Genomic DNA, 24,750 nt, shown 5'->3' with positions numbered 1-24,750 from the left:
CAATAAAAACTTACGCGCGCTGTGCGGTGATGCAGATCAAGGAAACAGTGGTCGCGAAATGAACAATTTTGTTTGGATAATGTGTGGCTGATTCGCCACTAAGAGGTGTGAAGCGTCGGCAGATCTTTGAAAAGTAGCATGTAACGGGCAGTGAATTCCTGCGAAAAAGCGAAACCAAAAGGACGTGTTGAGAACAAGAAGCTTGACCTAACGCGTGCAACTCGCAGCGAGCAAAAGACAGCGGCCTCTCTTCAGCATAATTGCTATGACAAAGGGGTGAGTCGCATCACACTTTCGCCGCTTTGAGGCGGTGCCAGTTCTCGGCAGGGCGGTACCCTGCCGATTGGCAGGGGCGCAACACCCGCCGTGGCCTTGTCAAAGAACCTTATCAACAGCGCTCGAAGGAGCCATATAACCAACCCAGGACGGATGTCGAGAGGGTGCTGGGGTTTTTTTCCAAAAAAAGATCGGAATCGCACGAAGCTGACCAATAGGCAGCGGCAAGGTCCCCGGCAATACCACCTATACGTGCGTAACGACAGCTTTTGCGGTCACGCCGCCCACTGCGCCGACAAGACCTCGGCCTGCTGAAGTACTGTTTGGATAGCGGCGTCCTGAAGGTCTGGCGGATATCCGTATTTTCGAAGGATACGCTTGACCAAGACCCGCATCTTTGCCCTGGCGCTGGCCTTGTGGACCCAGTCGATGGTCACGCTCTTCTTCAGGGTTGTCATGAGTTCATGAGCGATGACTTTCAACGAGGCATCCCCCATCACTTCCATGGCGCTCTGGTTTTCTGCCAGGGCGTCGTAGAAGGCGATCTCTTCGTCGCTTAATCCAGATTCCTCTCCGCGCTTTCTCGCCTCCCGTATCTCCCGGGCCAACTCGATGAGTTCCTGAATCACTTCTACCGTGCTGATCGCATTGTTATGGTAGCGCTTGATCGCCTGCTCCAGGCACTCGGAGAATTTCTTGGTCTCAACAATGTTCGACCGGCTTCGGGACCGAATCTCGTCATTGAGTAGTTTTTTCAGGCCCTCCAGCGCGAGGTTCTTTTTCTCCATCTGCTGAACTTCGGCCAAGAACTCATCAGAAAAGATCGAGATGTCCGGCGAGGTCAGGCCCGCAGCAGCGAGGATGTCCACGATATCCGTGGAAACAACGGCCCGATTCACTATTTGCTGGATCGCGAACTCCTTGTTGGTGGCAGATACGCCTGAGCCCGGAACCGACTTAACCAGTGCCACTCGTACTGTCTGGAAGAAGCCTACCTCGTCACGGATAGCCCGCGCCTCATCACTGGCCCCAGCCAGGGCAAACGCCTTGGATAGAGCGAGAACCGCGTCTTGAAACCGGCGGTTAGCAAGCTTCTTGGCGTCCTCTGTCTTTTCCTTGGCCGCCGCCTTGTTCTGCTTATCCAAAATCCACTCGATTGCGCCAGCCAAGGCCAGCAATCGTTCATGTGGAGTTCCGAAAAGCCCCTTTTGGTAGTCAAAGCCGTGGAACATGGCCTTCACCACCTCGAACTTCTCGATCATGACCGCAACGGCTTCTGCCTCATCAATCCCGGCCTGCCTACGATCAGAGTCCGAATACTGTCCCAAGGCATTCTTCAGATTCTGGCCGATCCCGATATAGTCCACGATGAGCCCGGCTGGTTTGTCCCGAAATACCCGGTTAACGCGGGCTATCGCCTGCATGAGACCATGGCCCTTCATGGGCTTGTCCACATACATGGTATGCATCGAAGGCGCATCGAACCCGGTCAGCCACATGTCCCGAACCAGGATGAGCTTCAACGGATCATTAGGGTCCTTTGCCCGTTTAGCGAGCAAATCTCGGCGGCTCTTGTTCCCTATGTGGGCCTGCCACTCTTTCGGGTCCGAGGCGGAGCCGGTCATCACCACCTTGATCGCACCGAAATTGTCATCCTCGCCATGCCACTCCGGCCTCAATGCCACGAGTTCGTTATATAGGGCCACGCAAATGCGCCGACTCATGCAGACCATCATGGCCTTGCCGTCCATGGCGGCCACGCGATCCTCAAAGTGCCGAACCAGGTCTTGGGCGACCAACTTCAACCGTTTCTGTGCGCCGACCAAGGATTCCACCGTGGCCCATTTGCGCTTGAGCCGTTCTTGTTCGCTCAAGGCGTCATCTTCAGTGAGTTCCGCGATCTCAGCGTCTATCCGGGGTTTCTCTTCCTCGGGCAGCTCGATCCGGGCTAAGCGGCTTTCATAATAGAGAGGGACGGTGGCCCCGTCATCAACGGCTCGACTGATGTCGTAGATATCGATGTAGTCGCCAAAAACCGCAGGTGTGTTCACGTCATCCTGCTCAATGGGCGTCCCGGTGAATCCTATGAATGAAGCATTGGGCAGAGCATCGCGGATGTACTTGGCGAACCCATAGGCCATCTCTCCGGACTTCTGGGCAACTCGTGCCTTGAACCCGTACTGGCTTCGATGGGCCTCATCGGCGATGACCACCACGTTGCGTCTTTCGGTCAGCAGCGGGTACTCCGCCTCGCCCTTCTCCGGAAAAAACTTCTGAATGGTTGTGAAGATGACGCCGCCGGAAGCCCTGTTCAAGAGCTTCTGCAATTCGTCGCGGCTGTTGGCTTGGACCGGCGTCTGCCTGATGATCTCCCGGCACATGGAGAAGGTGTTGAAAAGCTGGTCGTCCAGGTCGTTTCGGTCGGTGATGACCAAAATCGTCGGATTCTCCAGCTCCTGCCGCCGAACCAGCTGTCCGGCATAAAACGCCATCAGGAGGCTCTTTCCCGACCCCTGTGTATGCCAGATGACGCCGATCTTCCTATCTCCCTTGGGGGAGGTGGCCGCGACGGTGCTCTCAACGGCATGCTTAACGGCATGGTACTGATGGTATCCGGCCACGATCTTGACCACTCCGGCCCCGGTGTCGCCAAACACCGTGAAGTCCCGAATGAGGTCCAGGAGCCTGCGCTTCTCGAAAACACCCTCGATGAGCACACTCAATTCTGGGTGGCCCTTCGGGGCCACGTCCTTCCCGTCAGTGGTGCGCCAGGGCATGAAACGTTCCTGGTTGGCCGTCAGGGAGCCTATGCGGGCCTGGAGTCCGTCCGAGGCGACCAGAACCGCGTTGGTACGAAACAACGAAGAAATCTGATCCTTGTAGGTCTGTAGCTGGTTGTAGGCGCTCTCCAAGGTGGCATTCTCGGTGCCGGGGTTCTTTAGCTCAATGACCGCCACGGGCAGGCCGTTGATAAAAACCACCACATCAGGACGGCGATTCACCTTCCCCTCGATCACTGTGAACTGATTCACCGCAAGCCAATCATTGTTCTCGGGAGATTCGAAGTCGATGAGGCGAACCTTGTCGCCGCCTATGGTTCCATCTTCGCGTGCAATCTCTACGTCCGCGCCCTCGACGACCATCCGGTGCAAGCGGCGGTTCTCTTCCACCAGGGAAGGAGTTTCGCTTTGGGATATCCTCCGAATGACCTCTTCGATAGTGTCGGCAGGAAGATGTGGGTTAATCCGGCGAATGGATTCCGAAAGTCGCTCTTGGAGGACTACTTGGTCGTAGCCGACACGTTCTGGCCGGGAACCGTCGGGGCAGATATCCGGTCCGAAATCAACGGAATACCCCAGCTCTTGGAGCCATGTCAGCGAGGCTTCTTCCACGTGGCTTTCAGCGATTCCCGGCATGATCTACCTCAATGTTTCGTATCCCCGGCGGATGATATCTGCCATCAGCTCCCTCCGACGCAGGAGGAACGCATCATAGGAGAGTGTTTCCCAGTTCTCGGGTAAGGCGTGCATCTCGCACATGGTAGCCCACTCGACAGCAGTGAACCGAGACCGCACCTCGGGAACGTATTCCATCGGCGAGGTGTCACTAATGGAGATGTTATCCGGCCATTCCAATAGTGCGAAGTTTGCCATCTGGTTGATGAGCTTCATGTCCTCTACGCCCTGGCGTTCCAACCACGCCCTCGGGAACAGGTGGTGGCGCTCAAGGGCCTTCTTCTTAGTCTTGAGCGCGGGGTCGATCAGGTCTGAAACTTTCTTGTGCGAGAAGAGCACGGGCGCACCAAGCCTGTTCTGGGCGGCAACGTAACCGAACAGTCCAGGGTTCCGGGCTGATGAACTGTCCAGGTCGGCAGGCAAGGTTATTCTCCAGTAGTCGTTGGTCAGCTCGCTGGACATGATCTCATCGAGAATTCGTACAAAGTCATCGCTGGTCTTGGCCGTCTTGATACGGTTGAGGTCCGCGTCCATGATCGATTCGGGTGAATTCGTGTAACGTCCCGTCAAGGTGGACGCGAAGAACCATCTACCGATGGTCTTTTGCAGAACATGCTCTGGCACGTTGTGGCGAATCCTGCCGATCAGATAGAACGCATAGGCGTAAAGAAGGGCGTTCTGCGAAGAAATCATCTCCGCGCTCCTAAACCCCGCCCCAACGAGGGAGCTCAAGAACTGGTGCCAGTTGGTGAGGTCCAGCACTTGGGCTTGAGCCACAGCCAGTATACCGAATTGCTTCTCCCGGTGTTCCGGGGAGTAGATGTCCGTTTCCAGATCCTTGCCTCGTAAAACCTGATAGACACTCTTGAGCCTGCCCCTTCCGAATCCGTAGGCCACACTCACACGCAGCAGCTGGTCCGGGTCCGGTTGGATGAAGTGGTTAAAGGGAGACGCCACCGCACCCGGCTTTGCCGGATACCGCGAAGTTTGACAAAACGTCTCCAAAGCCGCACGGCCCTCGTCCCAGAACACCGAAAGCAGGGTCAGGATGAAATCGGCTTGGTTGAGCTTCACACCCTCGCTGTTGATTCTGACGAAGATATCCGCCACCTGCTCCTCGTCCACCGACGAAGCGATCTCCAGAGCCGTGAATGGGTACTTTTGCAGGTCGAACAACCTATCCAGGTTGTGGGCGATCATCTCTTCTTCATCGTCCGTGAGGGGAGCCCGGGCAGAGAGCATCTGGATGAATTCACTGACCAGCTTATAGCTCGACTTGCTGGACACCCACAGCTCGGAGATGTTGGGTATCCACTCCGGGTCCTTCCTGATGGCAGCGTCTGCTACGTCAAACTTGCCGTCCCGTGGCCGGAAGGCGATCTCTATCCGCCGCTCCTTGTAATCCGCGTCCAGGACAAGCTTCCCCCTGAACACCGCATACAGGGAGGTAAGCCTTTGCTGCCCATCAACGATCAACCGCGCAGGGACCGTATGAGCCTTCGCATCTAAGCCAATGGCCTTCGCGCCATTGACGTTAGCGTTCTCCCAGAACAGCAGGTAGCCCACCGGGAATCCCCGGTACATGGAGTCGAAGAGGTCGCGGACCTTGGCGTTGGCCCAGACGAACGGACGCTGGATGTCCGGCAGGCCAATGTCCCCCACGTCAATGAAGTGGAGCAGGCTGGAGAGGTCGTAGTCCACTCGTTTGAAGCAGGTCTTGGGTTCGCTCATAACGGAATGTCCCTTAGGTGAGTGAGGTCCAGATAAAACCCTGCACGTCAATGAGGTCTGCGGGCTGAAGCAGGTCGCGCTTTGAGAGCTGACCGGAGATGTAGTCGATCAGCCCCCGGATCCGCTGGTAGCAGGCCCAGTTTGGCCGTGTCGTATAGCCGATGTCGAGGCCGACGGCCTGGGCGGCCTTCTGGATGTAAGACGGCTTGACGAAGATGTATTGGTTTGGATCGTACAGCGAGAGGAAGTAGGTCGCCGTGGTCCACTTGCAGGCGTCGAGCGCCTCCAGGGCGTCCACGAAACCGTCGAATCGGGGGCCGAGGTCGCCCTCCCCATGCAGGAGGTCGACCAAGGCCAGGGCGAACAGCCTCCGTTCGGCCTCCCCTTTTTTGATCCCGTCCGCCAGGTCCATGGACTCGTTGGCGAAAATCAGGTTCGTCTTGCTGACGACCTTCTTTGCCAGTTTGCAAACGGTCTCGAAGTCCTCGTTCGTGATCAACGGCAGAAGCGACTCCCGGGAGAGATGTTGCCGCAGGAATGCGGAGGCGTTGGCTTTGTAGACGCGCTCGTTCTCCACGTAAGCGGGGTCTGAGAACCCTTGGGGGAACTTGGCGAGGAACGCCGATTCCATGCCGGGGAAGGGGATGAAGCCCTTCACCGTGCGGAGGCGGTCGATCCTGTCCAGGACGGGGTGGCTGGCGGGTTTCGACGCTGGGGCCAGGAAGTCCTGGCGCATCTTCTTCTCTCCCTCGTACTCGAAGAAGATGCGGACGATGCCGCCGCTGAGCGGTTCCAGAACCTTGCCCAGGCCCCACTTGGCGAGGGTTGCGTGGGTTACATAGTCGCCTTCCTTGAACGTGGGGGTAGGGGTCACAGGACGTTCTCCACGGCTTTCTCGGCGTCCTTGACGCGGATTTCGCCGGACATGAGTTTGGGGAGGAGGAGGTCGCGGGTGCGGGCGAGGGTTTTGTCCTCGCGGATGTTGCTTCGAAGGTTCTGATCAAGCGGCCCCACTAGCCTGTCGAAGGCTTTCCTCGTTTGGCAATCACCAATACAAATAAAAAGGTTCTGAAGATCATTTTTAGTTACGTGCCCGAGCCCTGTTGTTTGCTTATTCCTGGCAATTTCTGAGAAGCGTGGTTTGAGGTATTTAAGCAAACTATACAGCAACACCACGGAGCATTCGCCATTCTCTCGAACAGAAAATATATGCTGATTGAGCCACGCTTCACCATGCGACCATATAAACGTATCGATAGATGTGTCTGGATTTCCTGACCACGAAAACAAAAGCTCTCCGCTGTGTATTTTGTATTTATCTCCAAGGTTAACAACGGAATGCTTCGTATTTGCAGATATACCAGATTTAAGCTCTGCAATTTTAACGATTGGCAAAGCGTACGGATCATCGCTGAAGTGTTCTTGACTGTAAGCAGCACCATTGGTCCAGACGGCCATGTCATATACTGGTTTAAGTCGCCACCCCTCGGGCTTCCCCTCCTCATCTAACCGACCCGGGAACAACTCCCACATCTCCGGCGCGAGGTAGGGGGCGCGGCCTTCCATTTTCGCCCGCGTGGGGCCGAAATCCACGAACCAGTCCTTGAAGATGGCGCGGGCCATAGATTCGAGGGTTTCGTTCATGCGGCGGTTGAGGTCGATTTTGTCGTCGAGGGAGCCGAGGATGGAGGCGATGGCTTGTTGGTACTCAATACAAGGAAACTCAATTTTGAAGGCAGTGCGCTGATCTGTCAGAGAAATATACGGTGCCATGTCTGTTTGACCAGAAGACCAGTCCATCTGGTGTTTGAAGGCAGGCCCTTTCATGGCGTAGAATAAAAAACGCGGACACAACTTGTCTTGTTTCAACACTCTCCAATAGCATATTTGAGGTGAGTAGATAAATTTCTTTGTGTCACTGTCTACAAATGCTATGCGCCCAATTGTGCCCTTTGTTGTCAAGGCAACATCGCCATATCTACTTATCTTGTTGCCAGCGAGTCGTACGCTGTCAAACCCAAGTAATTCACAATGCTCGGTGTCTATCTGCCCATTTAAATTTCCAGCCCTAATAAATGGTAAACCTGTCGGACTCATTTCAGAATTCTTAGCCCGATACCCATCTCCGACTTCGAGGATTCCGTCACGAATTAAATGACTGACGGTGTATTCTTTAAAAGAGCTAGCCACAGAGTACTCCAGCTAATTTGACACGAACAGTCGCCATCAGCCTCTCTGCCTCTTCAAACTGCCCCTCTAGCTTCTCCCGCAGCGCCGCGAACCGCTCCTTGAACGGCGTCTCGTCGTCATCCTCGACCTCAGCGCCAACATACCGTCCTGGCGTCAGTACGAACCCATGCCCCTTGATTTCCTCCAGCGTCGCCGCCTTGCAGAACCCCGGCACGTCCTCGTACTCCCCGGCTTCCTTCTCGCCGCGCCAGGCGTGGTAGGCCCTGGCGATCCTCTCCACGTCCTCGTCGGAGAACTCTCGCCGCGTCCTGTCCACCAGATGCCCCAGCTTCCTGGCATCGATGAACAGCACTTCGCCCCGGCGGTCCCGGAATCCATGGTTCCCTTTGTTCCGGGCCAAGAACCACAAACACGCCGGAATTTGGGTGGAGTAGAACAACTGCCCAGGCAGGGCGATCATGCAGTCCACCACGTCGGCCTCGACCATGGCCTTGCGGATCTCACCCTCGCCCGACTGCGAAGACGACATGGACCCGTTGGCCAGCACCACGCCCGCCGTGCCGCTCGGAGCCAGATGGTGGATGATGTGCTGCAACCATGCGAAGTTGGCGTTCCCAACAGGCGGGATGCCGAACTTCCATCGCACGTCCTCGCGCAGGCGGTCGCCGCCCCAGTCGGAGATGTTGAATGGAGGGTTCGCCAGGATGAAATCGGCCTTGAGGTCCTTCAACTCATCCTTGTGGAAGCTCCCGTCGTTGTTCCAGCGGATATCCGCGTCGATACCCCGGACAGCGAGGTTCATCTTGCACAGCCGCCATGTAGTGTAGTTCGACTCTTGACCGTAGATGGCGATGTCGCCCATGCGCCCACCGTGTTCGGCCACGAACTTCTCGGACTGGACGAACATGCCGCCCGATCCGCAGCAGGGGTCGTAAACGCGGCCCTTGTAGGGCTCAAGCATCTCGACCAGGACGCGGACCACGGAGCGTGGCGTATAGAATTCACCGCCCCTTTTGCCTTCGGAACCCGCGAACTGGCTCAAGAAGTACTCGTAGACCCGGCCCAGGATGTCCTTGGCCTGCCCCTCTTCAGTGCCCAAGCCGATGCCGGAAATGAGGTCGATCAATTCCCCCAGCATCACCTTATTGAGGGCCGGACGCGCATAATCCTTGGGTAGAACGCCTTTCAGGCTCTCGTTTTTGGCCTCGATGGCGACCATGGCGTCATCGACGAGCTTTCCGATGGTCGGCTGCTTCGCGCTGGCCTGAAGGAAGGACCACCGGGCCACCTTGGGAACCCAGAAGATGTTATCGGCCAAGTATTCATCAGGGTCTTCGGCGCAAACAGGGTCTTCAGCGAGAAGAGACGCATGCCTGGCTTCGAAGCTGTCGGAGATGTGCTTGAGGAAGATGAGGCCGAGGGCAACATGCTTATAGTCGGAGGGTTCCATGTTGCCGCGCAGCTTGTCGGCGGCTTTGAATAGTTCGGCCTCGAAGCCCAGGCTGGCCCCGTTGTTACCATTGGAAGAAGCAGAGGCCTTCCGGCCTCGGGCTTTCGGAGCTTCTCCGGTTGAAGGAATTTGTTTCGGCTGCGGCGTGACTAATGTCCCTTGATCGCCCACCACCTCCCCTGCCAGTGCAACGGAACCGCCTCGACCCCGCCCCTTGTTGATCCGACCATCTGCGACAAGCGCATCTCTGACCTGATCATAAATCGCTTCCGGCCAGTGAAGTTCCTCTCGCAACCGAATATTACCGGCGCTGCCGCCCATGTCGGAGAGGGCCTTGATGAACTGCTCCATTTGCTCCTGAGATGCCATTGATCATCACCTTATTCGCTGCCGCCAGTTCTCAGCGGTCACATTCGGCGTGGACAAGCGCCATTTTGAAACCATTGAAGCGCCGGGCAATGCCCAATGCGTTTCCGCCTCGACAATTCCGGGAGTCACACAGACAGGGCTTTCTCCATATTATCAAGGCGATCAGTGCTAGTTAGGTTGTCCCTGCTAGATTGGTCAACCAGGATGATTCGATGGCGTGGAAACGCATTTTCGGTGGGATTACGTTCAAGCGCACGGTGCCAGGAAATCAGTTCCAGGCCTAACGCGCTGGGATTTCCATGTCACCCGGGGGGGTGGGTGACATCATGGGTGACACCGCTTGAATTTGGGAAAAGAAGAAGGCCGGCTAGGGTTACCTAACCGGCCTCATTCATTGGGAAATGTGTGGTGGAGCTGGACGGAATCGAACCGACGACCTCTTGAATGCCATTCAAGCGCTCTCCCAACTGAGCTACAGCCCCACACGGGAGAACTGCTTTTGACCGAAACTCGGCCGGTCGTCAACAGGAAAAATCCAAACCCGGAAAAATTTTTTCCACCCCTTCCCTCCCCGGCGTCCGCCCTGCTATTGTCTGCGCGTCCGGAGGCCCCAACGTGCTTGTTCTGCTGAAACGTCTCATCCTCAAGTCCATCTGGCTGGCTGTGGTGTTCCTCGGGATCACCCTGGTGAGCTTTTTCGTCATCCATCTGGCCCCTGGCAAGCCCACCGACCTCCAGACCGACATGAACCCGCTCATCACGCCCGAGGCCATCGCCCGGCTGGAGAAGCTCTACGGCCTGGACCAGCCCGTGCACGTGCAGTACGGCCTGTGGCTGAAGCGCCTGGGCAGCCTGGACTTCGGCAACGCCCTCACCGGCGACCGCCGCCCCGTGTGGGACAAGATCAAGGAGCGCCTGCCCCTGACCTTCGGCATGAACATGGCCGCCCTGGTCCTGACGCTGGCCCTGGCCATCCCCATAGGGGTCACGGCCGCGGCCCGGCAGAACGGCTTCTTCGACAGGGCCTCCACGGTGTTCGTGTTCCTGGGCTTTGCCGTGCCCGGATTCTGGCTGGCCCTGCTGCTGATGCTGCTCCTGGGCATCGTCTGGCCGGTGCTGCCCATCTCCGGCATCACCTCGCTGGACCACGCCCGCATGGACTGGTGGGGCCGCGCGGCCGACATCTGCTCCCACCTGGCCATCCCCATGTTCATCTACGTGTTCGGCGGCCTGGCGGGCATGAGCCGCTACATGCGCTCCTCCATGCTGGAGGCCTTGCGGCAGGACTACATCCTCACCGCCCGGGCCAAGGGCCTGCCCGAGCGCCTGGTGATCTACCGCCACGCCCTGCGCAACGCCCTGCTGCCGGTGATCACGCTCCTGGGCCTCTCGGTGCCGGGCCTGATCGGCGGCTCGGTGATCATCGAGCAGATATTCTCGCTGCCGGGCCTGGGCCAGCTCTTCTACCAGGCGGTCATGTCCCGCGATTATCCGCTGATCATGGCCAACCTGGTGCTGGGCGCGGTGCTCACCCTGGCGGGCAACATGCTGGCGGACGTGGGCTACTCCCTGGCCGACCCGCGCATCCGCTCCGGGGCCCGAAATGACTGACGGATTCTGGCAGAGCGCCCTGCGCCACCCCATGTTCCTGGCGGGCTTCCTGCTGGTGGGCGGCATGTCCCTGGCGGCGGTGCTGGCCCCCTGGATCGCCCCGTTCGACCCCACGGCCCTCAACGTGGACGCCCTGCTCCAGCCGCCCAGCGCCGCACACCTCCTGGGCACCGACGCCCTGGGGCGCGACGTGCTCTCGCGCATGCTGCACGGCGGGCGCGTCTCGCTGTGGGTGGGCTTTCTCGCGGTGGGGCTGGCCGTGGCCTTGGGACTGTTCTTCGGGCTGGTGGCGGGCTACTTCGGGGGCCTGGCGGACGAGGTCATCATGCGCGGGGTGGACGTGATGCTCTGCTTCCCCTCCTTCTTCCTGATCCTCACGGTCATCGCCTTCCTGGAGCCCTCCCTGGGCAACATCATGATCATCATCGGCCTGACCTCCTGGATGGGCGTAGCCCGCCTGGTGCGCGCCGAGACCCTCTCCCTGGCCCGACGCGACTTCGTGCTGGCCTCGCGGCTGGCCGGGGCGGGCAGCGCGCGCATCCTGCTGCGCCACATCCTGCCCAACGCGGCCGGGCCGGTGCTGGTCTCGGCCACCCTGGGCATCGCCGGGGCCATCCTGACCGAGTCCTCGCTATCCTTCCTGGGGCTCGGGGTGCAGCCGCCCATGCCCTCCTGGGGCAACATGCTCCTGGAAGGCAAGGAGGTGCTGGAGATCGCGCCCTGGCTCTCGGTGTTCCCGGGGCTGGCCATCCTGTTCACGGTGCTGGGCTACAACCTGCTGGGCGAATCCCTGCGGGACTTGCTCGACCCCAGGCTCAAGCAGTAAGAGGGACCGCCGGGCATGCTCACCTACCGGCCCGACGGAGGCCCCAAGCAGTGATCGATCTTCTGCGCATCAAAAACCTGGCCCTGATAGCCGACGTGGAACTGGAGTTCGGCCCGGGGCTCAACGTGCTCACCGGCGAGACCGGCGCGGGCAAGACCTTCATCCTCAAGGCCCTGGAATTCCTCACCGGGGAGCGCCTGAGCGCCGACATGGTGCGCCACGGCGCGCAGAAGGCCCAGGTGGAGGCGGTGTTCGTGCTGGACGGCGAGGAGCTCATGCTGCGCCGCGAGCTCTCCGCCGAGACGGGGCGCGCCAGATTCTACGTCAACGACCAGCTGGCCACCCAGGAGACCGCCCGCGAGCTCAAGCCCCGCCTGCTGCTGCACGCCAGCCAGCACGGACAGCAGAAGCTCTTGGCCCCCGCCTTCCAGGCCAAGCTGCTGGACCACTTCCTGCCCGACCACTCCCTGGCAGGGAGCCGCACCGCGCTGCTGCGCGAACTGGCCGACGTGGCCCGCGAGGCCAAGGCCCTGCACGAGCGCCTGGCCCACCTGGAGGACCGCCGCGAGATTCTGGAGCTCAAGCGCGCCGAGATCGACAAGGTGGCCCCCCGCCCCGGCGAGGAGGAGGAGCTGCTGGCCCGCCAGCAGGCCCTGCGCCACGCCCGGCGCGCCAAGGACGCCGTGGAGGCCGCCCTGGACATGCTCTACGGCGACCAGGGCCTGCCCGCGGGGCTCGGGCGCCTGGAGCGCGAGCTTGGCGTGCTCGCCCAGACCGGCGGGGATTTCGAGGCCGATCAGGCGGCCGTGCGCGAGGCCCGGGTGGCCCTCTCCGATCTGGCCGAGCGGCTGCGCTCCGGCGTGCCCGGCCTGGAGGAGGACCCCGAGGCCGTGGAGTCCCGCCTGTGGGAGCTGGCCCAGCTCAAACGCAAGCTCAAGCTGGACATGCCCGCCATCCTGGACCTGGCCCGCGAGATCGAGGAGAACCTGAACTTCCTGGACAGCGCCGGGCTGGATTTCAAGCGCCTGGAGCGCCGCGCCCGCGAGCTGCGCGCCCAAGCCGCCCAGGTGCTCTCCGCCCTGGACGCGGCCCGCACCGAGGCCGCGGGGCGGCTCTGCGCGCGTATCGAGGGGGAGCTGCGCAGCCTTGGGTTTTCCGAGCATGTGCGCGTGCTCTTCGAGCTGACCCCCACCGAGCTTTACCCGGCCGAGGGCGACATGCCGGCGCTCAGCGAGCTCTCCGCCAAACTGCTCTTCGCGCCCAACCCGGGCCAGCCGCCACAGCCGCTGGACCGCATCGCCTCAGGCGGCGAGCTCTCGCGCTTCCTGCTGGCCGTCACCAGCCTGCGCTCCGAGAACGACCAGGCCGCGCTGATCTTCGACGAAGTGGACGCGGGCATCGGCGGCGTGACGCTGAACCGCGTGGGCGAGCGCCTCAAGGAGCTGGCCCGCCACCGCCAGATGCTGCTCATCACCCACTGGCCGCAGCTGGCGGCGCTAGCAGGGCGGCACTTCATGGTGGCCAAGCACGTGGCCGACGGCCAGACCGAGACCACCGTCACCGCCCTGGAGGGCAAGGCCCTGCGCGAGGAGCTCAGCCGCATGGCGGGCGGCGGCGAACAGGGGCACGCCCTGGCCGAGAAGCTCCTCCTGCCGCTGGGCTGAGGCGGCGCACATTTCCAGGCCTCGCCCCGCCGTCGCGCGGCCGATACCCCAACCTCCGGAGATCCCCATGAAATCGCTCAAAGGAACCAAGACCGAGAAGAACCTCCTGGCCTCCTTCGCCGGGGAGTCCCAGGCCCGCAACCGCTACACCTTCTTCGCCGGCGTGGCCAAGAAGGAGGGCTACGAGCAGATCGCGGCCATCTTCACCGAGACCGCCGAGCAGGAGAAGGAGCACGCCAAGCGCTTCTTCAAGTTCTTGGAGGGCGGCGACGTGGAGATCACCGCCACCTACCCCGCAGGGCGCATCGGCACCACGCTTGAGAACCTCAAGCACGCCGCCGCCGGCGAGCACGAGGAGCACACCGTGCTCTACCCGGCCGCCGCAGCCGTGGCCCGCGAGGAGGGTTTCGAGGCCGTGGCCCTGGTCTTCGAGGCCATCAGCACCGTGGAGGAGTTCCACGAGAAGCGCTACAAGGCCCTGGCCGCCGACGTGGAGAACGGCACCGTGTTCAAGAAGACCTGCGAGACCACCTGGAAGTGCCGCAACTGCGGCTACAACCACAAGGGAGACGCCGCCCCGGTGAGCTGCCCCGCCTGCATGCATCCCCAGGCCTACTTCCAGGTCTGCGAGTGGAACTTCTAGCCGCCCGGGGCCTTGCCCGGCGGACGTGACGGAAAAGCGCCAGGGCGCCCCGGCTGTGCGGGGGCTCCCTGGCGTCTGAAGATGCGCGGGGTGAGCGGAAGCCATCTGGACCGCGGCCGAGCGGGCAGCCGCGCCGTTCGGCGAGGCGCTCCGCGCCCGGCTCGGGTCCCTGTCCGGCCGATGAATCTGCACACCATTGGCCGTCTCGGCGCGAGGACCAAACCGGTCCGGGGCTTATTCCGCCGGAGCCGGCTCCTGCGAGGGCTCTTCCTGGTCGCCCTCCGCGCCTGAGGCGCTCTTCTCCCGCTTGCGCTGGAGCTTCTCTTCCTTCTTCTTATTCTTCGCAGCCTCTCTGGCGCGCTTCTCAAATGAATAGTTAGGTTTTTTAGCCACGGTCAACCTTGTGTTAAAGAGTGGAGGAAACACACTCGCCAGGGGCGACCCCCCGACGCGGGCAACAGGGCGAATACCGAGTCCAGCTGCATCGCGGACGCATCGGGAGGCAGCCCGCGTGTCCGGCTCATTCTTGATCGGAGAACGAAGAAATGGATTGAGTCGCGGGGAATGCGCCACGTTGCCTCCTTGGTTATGAAGGAAGGCTCGACGAGTATCAAGTGAAGTTCACGCCCCGCGCCAGGTTTGCGCGCAATCCTTCGGGAATTCCGGCCCGCCCGGACAGCCGGAATGTTGTCGCGGCCCCCGGATTCGCCTATTGATGGAGGATCGTGAAGAGCGCTGCGGGCGCACCGAGGGGCACATGGGCAAGAACAGGCTGGAAGCCTTCAGCGACGGCGTCATCGCCATCATCATCACCATCATGGTCCTGGAGCTGAAGGTCCCGCGCGGAGACACGTTCGCCGCCCTGCTCCCGCTCATCCCCACGTTTTTGTGCTACGTCTTGAGCTTCGTCTACGTCGGCATCTACTGGAACAACCACCACCACATGCTCCACACGGTGCAGCGGGTGAGCGGCGGGATGCTCTGGGCCAACCAGCACCTGCTGTTCTGGCTCTCGCTGATCCCCTTCGTCACGGGCTGGATGGGCGAGAACCACTTCGCGCCCGCGCCCACCGCGCTCTACGGCGTGGTGCTGCTCATGGCCGCCATCGCCTACTGGATGCTGCAGCGCACCATCATGAACGCCCAGGGGCCGGACTCCCTGCTCAAGGCGGCTGTGGGGCGCGACCTCAAGGGCAAACTCTCCCCGGTGCTCTACCTTTTGGCAATCCCCTCGGCGTTCCTGGCCCAGTGGATCGCCGACGCCATCTACGTGCTGGTGGCCCTGATCTGGCTCGTGCCGGACCAGCGCATCGAGCGGGTCCTGGTGGGAAGGAAACAGCGCGGGGGGATCACTTCGGATGGCTGACAGGCTTGCGCTCGGCCCGTAAAGTGTGAGAAGTTGTCACGTCTTCAATTCAGGACATCGCGTAATGCGAATTGGACATCCCGCCTGACACGGCGCGGGTGAGGCCCCCGGATATCGGGCATCCTGGTGTGGCACGGAGAGCGGACGGCCATCCGGCCGAAAGCCTGGCTTCTGTTTATCAGGTCTGAGTCGTGCGCGGGGTTTTTCGCCCGCGGTTGCGGGGCTTTCATGCCGGATTCCGGGAAGACCAGGGAACAGCTTCTGGCCGAGTTGCTGGAGTTGCGCAGCAGCGAAAGGCTGCGCCGCAAGCTCGCGGCCGTGTCCTGCGACTTCACCCACGCCTGCGAGCGCGAGGGGCTCGAACCCTTCCGCGTCACCTGGCTGGGCGGGGCCTACGAGAAGGTCACCGGGTACAACTCACTCGAAATACTCACCACCGGCTGTTGGCTGACTTTCGTCCACCAGGAGGACCAGGAGCGCGTCGGCGCGCACCTGATGCGCCTGAAGGCGGGCGACGCGGGCGAGATCGAGTTCCGGCTGATCCACAAGGACGGCGGCGTGCGCCACGTCCGCGAGACGTACCTCTGCGAGCAGGGCGAGCACGTCCACCAGCTGCGCCTCTACGGCTCCATCAACGACATCACCGAACGCACCCGCATGCAGGAGCTCATGGTCCAGACGGAGAAGATGATGTCCGTTGGCGGCCTGGCCGCGGGCATGGCCCACGAGATCAACAACCCCTTGAGCGGCATCCTGCAGAGCATCCAGGTCATCATGCGCCGCCTGGGCGAGCCCAACGGGCCGAACGCGATGGCCGCGCGGGAGTCCGGCTGCACCCTGGATTCCGTGACCGGCTACATGGAGCGCAGGGGCATCCTCACAGGCCTGAACAGCATCCGGGAGTCCAGCGTGCGCGTGGCCCAGGTGGTCAGGAACATGCTGGAGTTCAGCCGCAGGAGCGAATCGACCAACGCCCCCGCCGATATCAACGACCTGCTGGAAAAGACCGTGGAGCTCTACTCCACCGACTACGACCTCAACAACAAGTACGACTTCAGGAACATCCGCCTGGAGCGCCGGTTCGAGAGCGGGCTGCCCCAGGTGCCCTGCTCCAGGACGCAGATACAGCAGGTGATCATGAACCTGCTGGGCAATGCGGCCTACGCCCTGCGGGGAACGCCGCAGCCCGCCATCGTGCTGCGCACGCTGCTCGACGGCGACGCCGTGCGCATCGAAGTGCAGGACAACGGCCCCGGCATGGACGAGCCCACCCGGCGCAAGATCTTCGAGCCCTTCTTCACCACCAAGCCCGTCGGCAGCGGCACGGGGCTCGGGCTCTCGGTCTCCTATTTCATCGTGACCAACAACCACAAGGGCAGCATCGAGGTGGATTCGTCCCCCGGCAACGGCGCCCGCTTCATCATCCGCCTGCCCCTGAGCAGGGGGGGCTCCGCCGGGTTCGAACAGCACCCGGACCACTGCTGACCAGCCGGGAGCCACGGCCCGCCCGCGCCCGCATTGACTTCGCCCCTCTTCGGCCGTAAGCCCTTGCCTGTTTTCACTTCCCCCTCTGCGGAGACCCCATGCAAGACATTCTCATCGCGCTGGGAATCAGCCTGGCGGGTTTCGCCCTCCAGGTCTGGCCCCGGCTCATCAACCGCTATTTCGGCATCGACACCTGGCGCTTCACCCTGCTGGCCCAATACATCAGGGATAACAGGAAGCTCCCCGAGAGCCTGCCGCACAAGTACATCGTGCCCGGCTCCGTGGACAACCCGCCGCTGTTGCCCTGGCTCTGCTCGCTGCTGCCCAAGGACTGGCTGGACCGCAACCAGGGCCTGATCTCCCCGGCGTTCGACATCCTGACCAGCCTGACGGTCTACTTCATGGGCCTGGCCGCCTCGGGGCAGGCCGCGGGCGGGCACTACGCCCAGATGGCCTATCTGCTCACCCCGGTGGTGCCCCTGGAGGCCTCCAACCTGAGCCTGCGCACCCTGGGCGGCCTGATCTTCACCTGGTCCATGCTCATGGTGCAGAGCTACGTGCTGCACCCCGCCTGGTGGACCATGCTGGTGGGCGTGGCGGGCGTGGTGCTGCTCTCCATGACGCACCGCATGGCCATGCAGGTCTTCTTCTTCACCCTGTTCTGGATGAGCATGGTGACCGGCGACGTTCACCACCTGCTGGTGTTCGCCCTGGGCGCGCTGGCGGCGGTGTTCTGCACCAAGGGGCTCTACCTGCGCTACCTGCGCGGGCACATGCTCATGATCTGCTTCTGGATGTACAACATCCACAACCGGCTGGCCCACCAGGTGCGCGGCAACCCCACGGCCGAGCGCAAGCACACGGACTTCGTTCGCCGCATCGAATACCTGATCTGGAAGATACCCGTCGCGCCCTTCCTGGCCGTGAACCCCTGGATACTCTACAGCTTCTGCGCCGTGTTCAGCGTGCTGCCCATGGCCGGGACAACGGGGGGTGTGGACCCCTGGATGAAGACCTTCGTGCTCTGGAGCGTGACGCTCTTCTTCCTGGGCATCCTGTTCAACCTGCCGCTCCTGCGCTTTTTGGGCGAGGGCCAGCGCTACCTGGAGTTCGGCACCTCGGCCGCCGCCGCCGTGGCCGGAACCATGATCCTCAAGTTCCAGCACAACCCCGAGGTCTGGGGCGTGGTGCGCTCCGTGCCCTGCATCCTGGGCCTTGGCTGCCTGGCCCTGGTGCTCTTCTTCCAGCTCAAGCTGGTGGTGAAGAACCCGGACAAGTCCATCACACCGGCCCTGCGCGCGCTCATCGCCCACCTCAACTCGCGCCCGCGCCCGGTGCGCCTGGCCTGCCTGCCCCACGGGCTGGCCGACGCCGTGACCTACTTCCTGGAGAACGGCCAGGTGCTGCTCTCCGACAACTCGGTGGGCGTGTGGGAGTTGGTGGACTGGTTCCCGCTCATCACCAAGCCGCTGACGGAAATCGCGGAGAAGTACCAGCTCAACGCCTTCCTGGTGAGCACAAACTTCGTCAAGCCCGAGGAGCTGGACCTGCCCGGCTACGAGATCACTTTCCGGCAGGACAACCTGATCCTCTTCGAGAAGGCGGACGCGTAAGGACAGCCATGCCCAAGCGACTCGACTCCGCGCTGATCGCCACCTGCTCCGACATCCTGGACGAGTCCGGCGAGGCCATCCGCCACAACAGCCCGGCCTGGCCCATGATGGACTATTTCTCCAGGCGCTGCCGCACGCTCGCGCTGCTGGAGCTGTCCCTGCCGCGCAAGGGCATGGTCTGCCGCCCGCAGCTGAGCCTGTTCGAGAACGGACGGCGCACGGCCTTCAAAACCTGGGGGCCGCTGGCCACCCGGCCCTTCCTCGTGGCCGAGGGCGAGGCCGGGCCGCGCACCTACATGCGCCTCAAGGTCCGCGACCTGCTGGCCTGCCTCTGGGCGGCACAAGCTTTCAACCGCCGCTACGACCTGTTCATCGGCGTGGAGTCCCTGCTGGCCATCCTGGGCGGGATGCTGCGCAAACTCAGGCTCGTGGACGAGTCGGTCTACTACATCTCGGACTGGTCGCCTTGGAAGTTCTCCAACAAGGCGCTCAACCGCGTCTACCTGGAGATGGACAAGGCCGCCTGCCGCCTGAGCAGCCACATCTGGAACTACACTTACGCCATCGCTGACGCCCGGCGCGACATCCTGCACTTCGACGACTCAAAATTCGGCCAGCAGCACTGGGTGCCCTTCGGCTTCATCCCCGACGGGGTGGCGATCCCCCCCGACAGCGCGGTGGACTTGAACCGTCTGGTGTTCTGTGGAGGCATCGGCCCCGAGAACGGGCTGGATGTCATCGTGGAGGCCATGCCCGCCATCCGCGCGGCCCTGCCGGAGATTCGCCTGGACGTGCTGGGCGACGGGCCGGACCTTCCCCGCCTCAAGGCCCGGGCCGAGGCCCTGGGCGTTGGCGGCGCGGTGACCTGGCACGGCTACGTCACGGACCGCAGGCGCATCCTGGACGCCCAGCTGGGCGCGGGGCTGGCCCTGGCGCCCTACGCCCCGCTGGAGAACAGCGTGAAGCGCTTCGGGGACGTGATCAAGATCCGCGAGGCCATCGGCTGCGGCCTGCCCATAATAACCACCGAGGTGCCGCCCTCCCACCGGGAGGTGCGCGAGAAGAACCTGGGCCGCGTCATCGAGTATTCCCCCGAGGCCCTGACAGGCGCGGTGGTCGAACTGCTCTCTGACCCGGCGGCCTACTTCGCGGTGCGGGCCAATGTGGTGGCCGCGTCGCGCGAGAACCTCTGGGACAACATCTACGGCCGGACCCTGGCCGCCATGGGCTACGGCCCAGGACCCGCTTGACCCCCTTCGCGGTCAAACGCTAGGCTCGCCCAAATGAACCACGCCTCCCCGCCCGTCTCCGTCTGCCCCGTCTGCCGCTGCGACCGCGCCACGCAGTACCACCAGGACTCCCGCGTGCGCCTTGTGCGCTGCGCAAGCTGCGGGCTCAAGTACCAGAGCCCCATGCCCACGCTGGAGGCCCTGAGCGCGCTCTACGCCTCGCAGGAATATTACGACGGCCAGTACTTCCCGGCCCAGTTCGCCGAGCGCAAGGCCATGTTCGCCCACCGCCTGGCCGCCCTGGAGCCCCTCACGGGCGGGCCGGGCCGCGTGCTGGAGGTGGGCTGCGGGCGCGGGCAGTTCCTGGAGGCGGCCCTGGAGCGCGGCTGGAGCGCCTGCGGCCAGGAGTTCGCCGAGCAGACCGTGGAGGTGCTGAAGGGCACCGTGCCGGCGGCCGAGCTGGCCTACGGCGTGTTCCCGGAGGAGTGCCCCTTCCCGGACGCGTCCTTCGACCTGGTGCACCTCAACCACGTGCTGGAGCACTTCTTCGAGCCCATGGAGGCCCTGAGCCGCGTGTGGGGCCTGCTCAAGCCCGGGGGCGTGCTCTACTGCGAGGTGCCCCGGCAGTCCAACCTGCAGAACACCCTCTCCAACCTGCTGGGCCGCAAGGATTTCGCGGTGCACTACATGCTGGAGCACCTCTGCTACTTCGAGGCCAAGTCCATGACCCGCGCGCTCGAAGGCTCCGGCTTCGCGCCGCTCTCCATCCGCATCGAGGGCATGGGCGACCCGCACCGCTTCGTGCGCGGCGTGCACTACACCTCGCCCTGGACCCACCTCATGGCCCTGGTCGTGGGCGGGCTCAAGCTGCAGGGGCCGCTGGGCGGCGGCAACCTGGTGGCCGTGGCCCGCAAAAAGGAACCCCGATGACCGACGTCCTGCTGATCAACTCATCCTTCACCTACGGGCGGGTGGCCCGGGGCATCCAGTTCTACCCGCCCATCGGGCTCAACTACCTCGCGGCCTCCCTGCGCCTCAAAGGGCTGCGCCCCAAGATCGTGGACCTGGGCATCGAGCCCCTGACCACGGAGCTGATCGGCGACATCGTGGCCCGGGAGAACATCCCCCTGGTGGGCTTCTCCTCCAACTCCCCGCAGATCCACAACACCATGCGGATCGTCAGGGGGCTGCGCGAGCGCTTCGGCCAGGACCTGACCATCGCCCTGGGCGGCTTCCACATCAGCAACGACGCCACCTTCCTGGAGCGCTACCCCCAGATCGACATCGGGGTCATCGGCGACGGGGACATCACCTTCACGGAGATCGCCCAGCGGGTGGTCGGCGGCGAGAAGGTGCGCGGCACCTTCACCGGCACCATGACCGCCAGCCTGGACGACATGCCCTTCCCGGCCTACGACCTCACCCCGCTGGACAACTACAAGCAGGTCGGGCTCAAGTACTACCCCCTGCTCGGCACCCGGGGCTGCCCGTTCAACTGCGTGTTCTGCTCGCGCTCGCCCATGTCGCGCAAGGTGCGCTTCCGCTCGGCGGAGAACCTGCTGGAGGAGATGAAGCGCGGCTACGACGTCTTCGGCGGGCGCTACGGCTTCCTGGACGAGAGCTTCACCCTGCGGGAAAGGAACGTGATCGAGTTCTGCGAGGGGCTCATCCGGTGGGGCAAGCCCGTGCGCTGGACCGCCGGGGGCATCCGGCTGGACCAGATCAACCCCGACGTGCTGGACCTGATGTGGAAGGCCGGGTGCAGGGACTTCTTCGTGGGCGTGGAGACCGGCAGCGAGCGCGTGCGCAAGGAGATCGTGGGCAAGCGCATCAGCGACAAGCAGATCTTCGAATCCTTCAAGATACTCGACCGCCACCCCTTCGAGGTGGAGGCATCCTTCGTGCTGGGCCACCCCACCGAGACCGAGGAGGAGCTGGCCCAGACCTGCTTCTTCCCGGCCAAGCTCAAGAGCATGGGCGTCAAGTGCCTGACCCAGGTGGGCTTCAAGCTGGCCGTGCCCATGCCGGGCTCGCGGCTGTGGAAGATCGCCCTGGACGAGGGCAAGATCCCGCCCGACTTCATCGACCGCTACATCAACTTCGAGTACGGCGAGGACTTCTTCTCCGTCTGGCCCAAGTACTACCCCGACGGGATCACGAAGGAGCGGGTGCTGGAGCTCAAGAAGCAGGGCTACCTCAAGTACTACCTGCGCCCGGAATACATCCTGGCGCGCCTCAAGCGCGATCTGCTCAACCCCAAGTACCTGCTTGAGGACATCCGCGAGTTCATCAGCATGATCCGCAAGGGCCACTCCACCGTGAGCCTCACAGAGTAAACCATGACCTCATTCCGCAAGACAGCCGCCCGCAACGTGCCCGACGGGTTCGACCTGGAGAGCCACCCCAAGGTGGCGATCATCGTGGAGACCACCATCCCGCCGGTGTCGCGCGCCAACCTGCGCATGTACTGGCTGGCCCGTGAGATCCTGGCCCAGAAGAAGGCCCTGGTGAACATGATCGCCCCCAGCCGGGACCTGGGCTCCAGGGCCTCCTACTTCACCGAGTGGATCTGGATGAACCAGTACCCCGGCTTCGGCAAGTCGCTCTACGGGGCCTTCAGGCTGCCGGTGCGGCTGTGGCACTTCCTGGCCTCCATCATCTCCATCGTGGTGCTGGAGGTCTGGTACCGCCGCTCCGGGGCGCGCGGCTTCTGCGCCGTGCACGCCTGGAACCCCCTGGCGGGCATGGCCGCCGTGGTGGCGGGCTGGCTCATCCGGCGGCCCGTGTTCCTCGACTTCACGGACTTCTATTCCGACATCGCCCGCACGGACATGCCCATGCTGGCCAAGCCCCTGGTCTGGCTGGAAAACCTGGTGCTGGGCCGGGCGCGCAACGTGTTCGTGGTCTCCGACGTGATGCGCGAGCACCTCATCGCCCACAAGGGCCTGCCGCCCGAGAAGGTGGTGGTGGTGCCCGACGGCACCGACGCCCAGACCTTCCGCCCGGGCCTGGACGGGGCCGCCGTGCGCCGCAAGCTGGGCATCTCCGACGAGACCCCGCTGATCATCTTCCACGGCGACATCAAGCACGACGACGGCGTGGACGTGCTCCTGAACGTGCTGGCCGAGGTGGTCAAGGTCCGGCCGGACACACGCCTGCTCATCCTGGGCGGGGGCGGCCCCTACTTCGACGGGGTGATCAAGCCCATGATCGAGAGCCTGGGGCTTGCCGGGCACATCGTCAGCCCCGGCTGGATCCCCCACAACGAGGTCCCGGCCTACGTCAACGCCTGCGACGTGGGCGCCATGACCCTGCGGGCCACGCTCAACCACGACAACTACCTCTCCTTCAAGCTCTTCGAGTACTGGGCCTGCGGGCTGCCCGTGGTGGTCACGAAGCTCAAGGCCATCGGGCGCATCGTGAAGGACGGCGAGAACGGGCTGGTCTGCCCCTCGGAGGACGTGGCGGCCTACGCGGCGGCCTTCCTGCGCCTCATCGAGGACCGCGAGCTGGGCAGGCGCATGGGCGCGGCCGGGCGCGAGCTGGTGGAGCGCGAGTACGACTGGCGGACGATCATGAAGAAAGAGGTCGCCTGCTACACCCAGGACATCCTTGATCTGGCGGTGGGGGCCAGGAGGCCCTGACCGGCGCGGCTCCGCCTTCCGGTTTGGGGCGGCCGCAGTGAGCCAGCCGGAATGAGCCCGAGGCCGCCCGGTTGTTCCCGGCGGGGCGGGGCTAGCGCCCCTTCCAGCCGAAGAAGGGCGTCCTGAAGTAGGCGATGCTCCCCAGCTGGTTCACCAGCGAATCCTTCAGCGTCTCCCCGCCCCTGCAGACTCTGCAGTAGGGCGTGGGCAGCACGCACCAGCGCATGAGCTTCCTGAACCGCGTGGCCTCGGGGCCGGACAGGATGTCCCCCAGGGGCTGGGCGCACACGTTGCCCATCACGTTCCGGCCGTCGTAATCCTTGCAGCAGGTGGTCACGTCGCCGTTCCAGAGAACGCCGATATGCCCGCGCATGCCGTCGCAGGCCCCCACAAGCCCGTGGTGGAACCGCCCGCCCTTGGATGTGTCCGGGATGTCGTTCCAGCGGGCGATGCTCTCCAGGCGCACGGAGAGGCTGGGGCTCAGCCGCACCGTGTCGTGGAAGGCCGCCGCGCTGTGCTTCACCCGCGCCTCCAGGCCGATGCTCTCCAGCAGGCGGTTCACGTAGTCCGCGCTTTGGGCGGCCTTCATGTCCTTGGCCATGGCCCCGGTCTGGACCAGGGAGTCCACCAGGCTCGGCTTGAAGCACTTGAGGATGACCTTGCGCTCGGGGCAGGACGCCGCGCGGGTGAGCAGCTCGCGGATGCCCGCCACGTAGGCCTCGTGGTTCATGGACGACAGCGAGGAGAAGGCCTCGGGGTCGATCCCCCTGTAGCTGATGTAGAGCTCGTCGATCCGGGATTCGGCCCACCTGTCGATGTTCTTCGCGGAGAGCAGACTGCCGTTGGTGAAGCAGCGCACCGTAAGCCCCGCCTCGGAGGCGTGGGCCGCCATCTCGAACAGCCCCTTGTGCATGAAGGGTTCGCCCATGAGCCCGAGCTGGATCGTGTCGAAGAAGCCGCCTTCGACCCCCTCCCGGACGATGCGCCGGAACACGTCCATGGACATGAAGCCCTTGGGCCGGGTGATGGATTCGCTCGGACAGAAGGGGCATCTGAAGTTGCAGGCGTTGGTCAACTCCAGGATCAGGCTCTCGAACATGGGCTTCATGCTGCTCCCGTGGGCTATGGGCACTGGCGGGGTGTGCCGCGCTGAGGCTTCGTACGAGGTTTCCCCCGGCCTTGCAACCGAGCGCCCCGG

The 24,750-nt window shown here is 63.0% G+C and carries 18 protein-coding genes and 1 tRNA gene; 11 read left to right on the top strand and 8 right to left on the bottom strand.

The genetic code is table 11. The features are described from left to right. Positions 1 to 551: 551 nt before the first annotated feature. From MLE18_RS07515 to MLE18_RS07490, 6 genes are all read right to left on the bottom strand, one after another. On the bottom strand, positions 552 to 3,692 hold the full coding sequence (locus MLE18_RS07515; protein ID WP_243438174.1) for a type I restriction endonuclease subunit R: 3,141 nt from the start codon (positions 3,690 to 3,692) through the stop codon (positions 552 to 554). 3 nt (positions 3,693 to 3,695) lie between these two features. Continuing rightward, complete coding sequence (locus MLE18_RS07510) at positions 3,696 to 5,462, bottom strand: GmrSD restriction endonuclease domain-containing protein (RefSeq protein ID WP_243438173.1); 1,767 nt, start codon at positions 5,460 to 5,462, stop codon at positions 3,696 to 3,698. Positions 5,463 to 5,475: 13 nt separating this feature from the next. Beyond that, positions 5,476 to 6,336: a DUF3553 domain-containing protein gene (locus MLE18_RS07505; protein ID WP_243438172.1), complete on the bottom strand. Its 861-nt coding sequence runs from the start codon at positions 6,334 to 6,336 to the stop codon at positions 5,476 to 5,478. Continuing rightward, positions 6,333 to 7,652, bottom strand: a complete 1,320-nt coding sequence (locus MLE18_RS07500) for a restriction endonuclease subunit S (protein ID WP_243438171.1) — start codon at positions 7,650 to 7,652, stop codon at positions 6,333 to 6,335. The genes MLE18_RS07505 and MLE18_RS07500 overlap by 4 nt, the downstream gene beginning before the upstream one ends. Further along, complete coding sequence (locus MLE18_RS07495) at positions 7,645 to 9,453, bottom strand: class I SAM-dependent DNA methyltransferase (RefSeq protein WP_243438170.1); 1,809 nt, start codon at positions 9,451 to 9,453, stop codon at positions 7,645 to 7,647. Before MLE18_RS07495 ends, MLE18_RS07500 begins: the two co-directional genes overlap by 8 nt. Before the next feature lie 424 nt (positions 9,454 to 9,877). Beyond that, positions 9,878 to 9,953, bottom strand: a tRNA-Ala gene (locus MLE18_RS07490). 133 nt (positions 9,954 to 10,086) lie between these two features. On the opposite strand from MLE18_RS07490, the gene MLE18_RS07485 reads away from it, so the two are divergent. The 4 genes from MLE18_RS07485 to rbr all read left to right on the top strand — a co-directional run bounded on the left by MLE18_RS07485 (position 10,087) and on the right by rbr (position 14,215). Next, on the top strand, positions 10,087 to 11,082 hold the full coding sequence (locus MLE18_RS07485) for an ABC transporter permease (RefSeq protein ID WP_243438169.1): 996 nt from the start codon (positions 10,087 to 10,089) through the stop codon (positions 11,080 to 11,082). Further along, a complete protein-coding gene (locus tag MLE18_RS07480) occupies positions 11,075 to 11,908 on the top strand; it encodes an ABC transporter permease (RefSeq protein WP_243438168.1) in 834 nt (277 codons plus the stop codon). The genes MLE18_RS07485 and MLE18_RS07480 overlap by 8 nt, the downstream gene beginning before the upstream one ends. Before the next feature lie 50 nt (positions 11,909 to 11,958). After that, positions 11,959 to 13,572 (top strand): DNA repair protein RecN, encoded by a 1,614-nt coding sequence (locus MLE18_RS07475; RefSeq protein ID WP_243438167.1) that lies wholly within the window; start codon positions 11,959 to 11,961, stop codon positions 13,570 to 13,572. 67 nt (positions 13,573 to 13,639) lie between these two features. Further along, entirely contained in the window at positions 13,640 to 14,215 is a 576-nt protein-coding gene (gene rbr / locus MLE18_RS07470; protein ID WP_243438166.1) for a rubrerythrin, read from the top strand. 234 nt (positions 14,216 to 14,449) lie between these two features. Here rbr and MLE18_RS07465 read toward each other — a convergent pair whose 3' ends face one another. Then, a complete protein-coding gene (locus MLE18_RS07465) occupies positions 14,450 to 14,608 on the bottom strand; it encodes a hypothetical protein (RefSeq protein WP_243438165.1) in 159 nt (52 codons plus the stop codon). Positions 14,609 to 14,930: 322 nt separating this feature from the next. On the opposite strand from MLE18_RS07465, the gene MLE18_RS07460 reads away from it, so the two are divergent. The 7 genes from MLE18_RS07460 (at position 14,931) to MLE18_RS07430 (ending at position 23,552) form a co-directional block, all read left to right on the top strand. Then, complete coding sequence (locus tag MLE18_RS07460; RefSeq protein WP_243438164.1) at positions 14,931 to 15,581, top strand: TMEM175 family protein; 651 nt, start codon at positions 14,931 to 14,933, stop codon at positions 15,579 to 15,581. Positions 15,582 to 15,809: 228 nt separating this feature from the next. After that, positions 15,810 to 17,066 carry a sensor histidine kinase gene (locus tag MLE18_RS07455; RefSeq protein WP_243438163.1) on the top strand — a complete coding sequence of 419 codons (1,257 nt, stop codon included), beginning with the start codon at positions 15,810 to 15,812 and terminating at the stop codon, positions 17,064 to 17,066. 98 nt (positions 17,067 to 17,164) lie between these two features. Then, entirely contained in the window at positions 17,165 to 18,679 is a 1,515-nt protein-coding gene (locus MLE18_RS07450; protein ID WP_243438162.1) for a hypothetical protein, read from the top strand. A gap of 8 nt (positions 18,680 to 18,687) precedes the next feature. Further along, the gene (locus MLE18_RS07445; RefSeq protein WP_243438161.1) at positions 18,688 to 19,929 is read left to right on the top strand and encodes a glycosyltransferase; all 1,242 of its coding nucleotides are present in this window, start codon (positions 18,688 to 18,690) and stop codon (positions 19,927 to 19,929) included. 33 nt (positions 19,930 to 19,962) lie between these two features. Continuing rightward, positions 19,963 to 20,838: a class I SAM-dependent methyltransferase gene (locus MLE18_RS07440; RefSeq protein ID WP_243438160.1), complete on the top strand. Its 876-nt coding sequence runs from the start codon at positions 19,963 to 19,965 to the stop codon at positions 20,836 to 20,838. Next, positions 20,835 to 22,244, top strand: coding sequence for a B12-binding domain-containing radical SAM protein (locus tag MLE18_RS07435; RefSeq protein WP_243438159.1), 1,410 nt, complete (start codon positions 20,835 to 20,837; stop codon positions 22,242 to 22,244). Before MLE18_RS07440 ends, MLE18_RS07435 begins: the two co-directional genes overlap by 4 nt. Positions 22,245 to 22,247: 3 nt before the next feature. Further along, a complete protein-coding gene (locus MLE18_RS07430; protein ID WP_243438158.1) occupies positions 22,248 to 23,552 on the top strand; it encodes a glycosyltransferase family 4 protein in 1,305 nt (434 codons plus the stop codon). Between the two features lie 91 nt (positions 23,553 to 23,643). On the opposite strand, the gene MLE18_RS07425 is transcribed toward MLE18_RS07430, so the two are convergent. Next, positions 23,644 to 24,660 (bottom strand): radical SAM/SPASM domain-containing protein, encoded by a 1,017-nt coding sequence (locus tag MLE18_RS07425; protein WP_243438157.1) that lies wholly within the window; start codon positions 24,658 to 24,660, stop codon positions 23,644 to 23,646. Positions 24,661 to 24,750 lie beyond the last annotated feature (90 nt).

This window comes from Fundidesulfovibrio soli (assembly GCF_022808695.1).
In the GTDB taxonomy this organism is placed as follows: domain Bacteria; phylum Desulfobacterota; class Desulfovibrionia; order Desulfovibrionales; family Desulfovibrionaceae; genus Fundidesulfovibrio; species Fundidesulfovibrio soli.
Note: the sequence above shows the minus strand (reverse complement) of the source record. Positions and strands in the feature narration are given on the sequence as shown.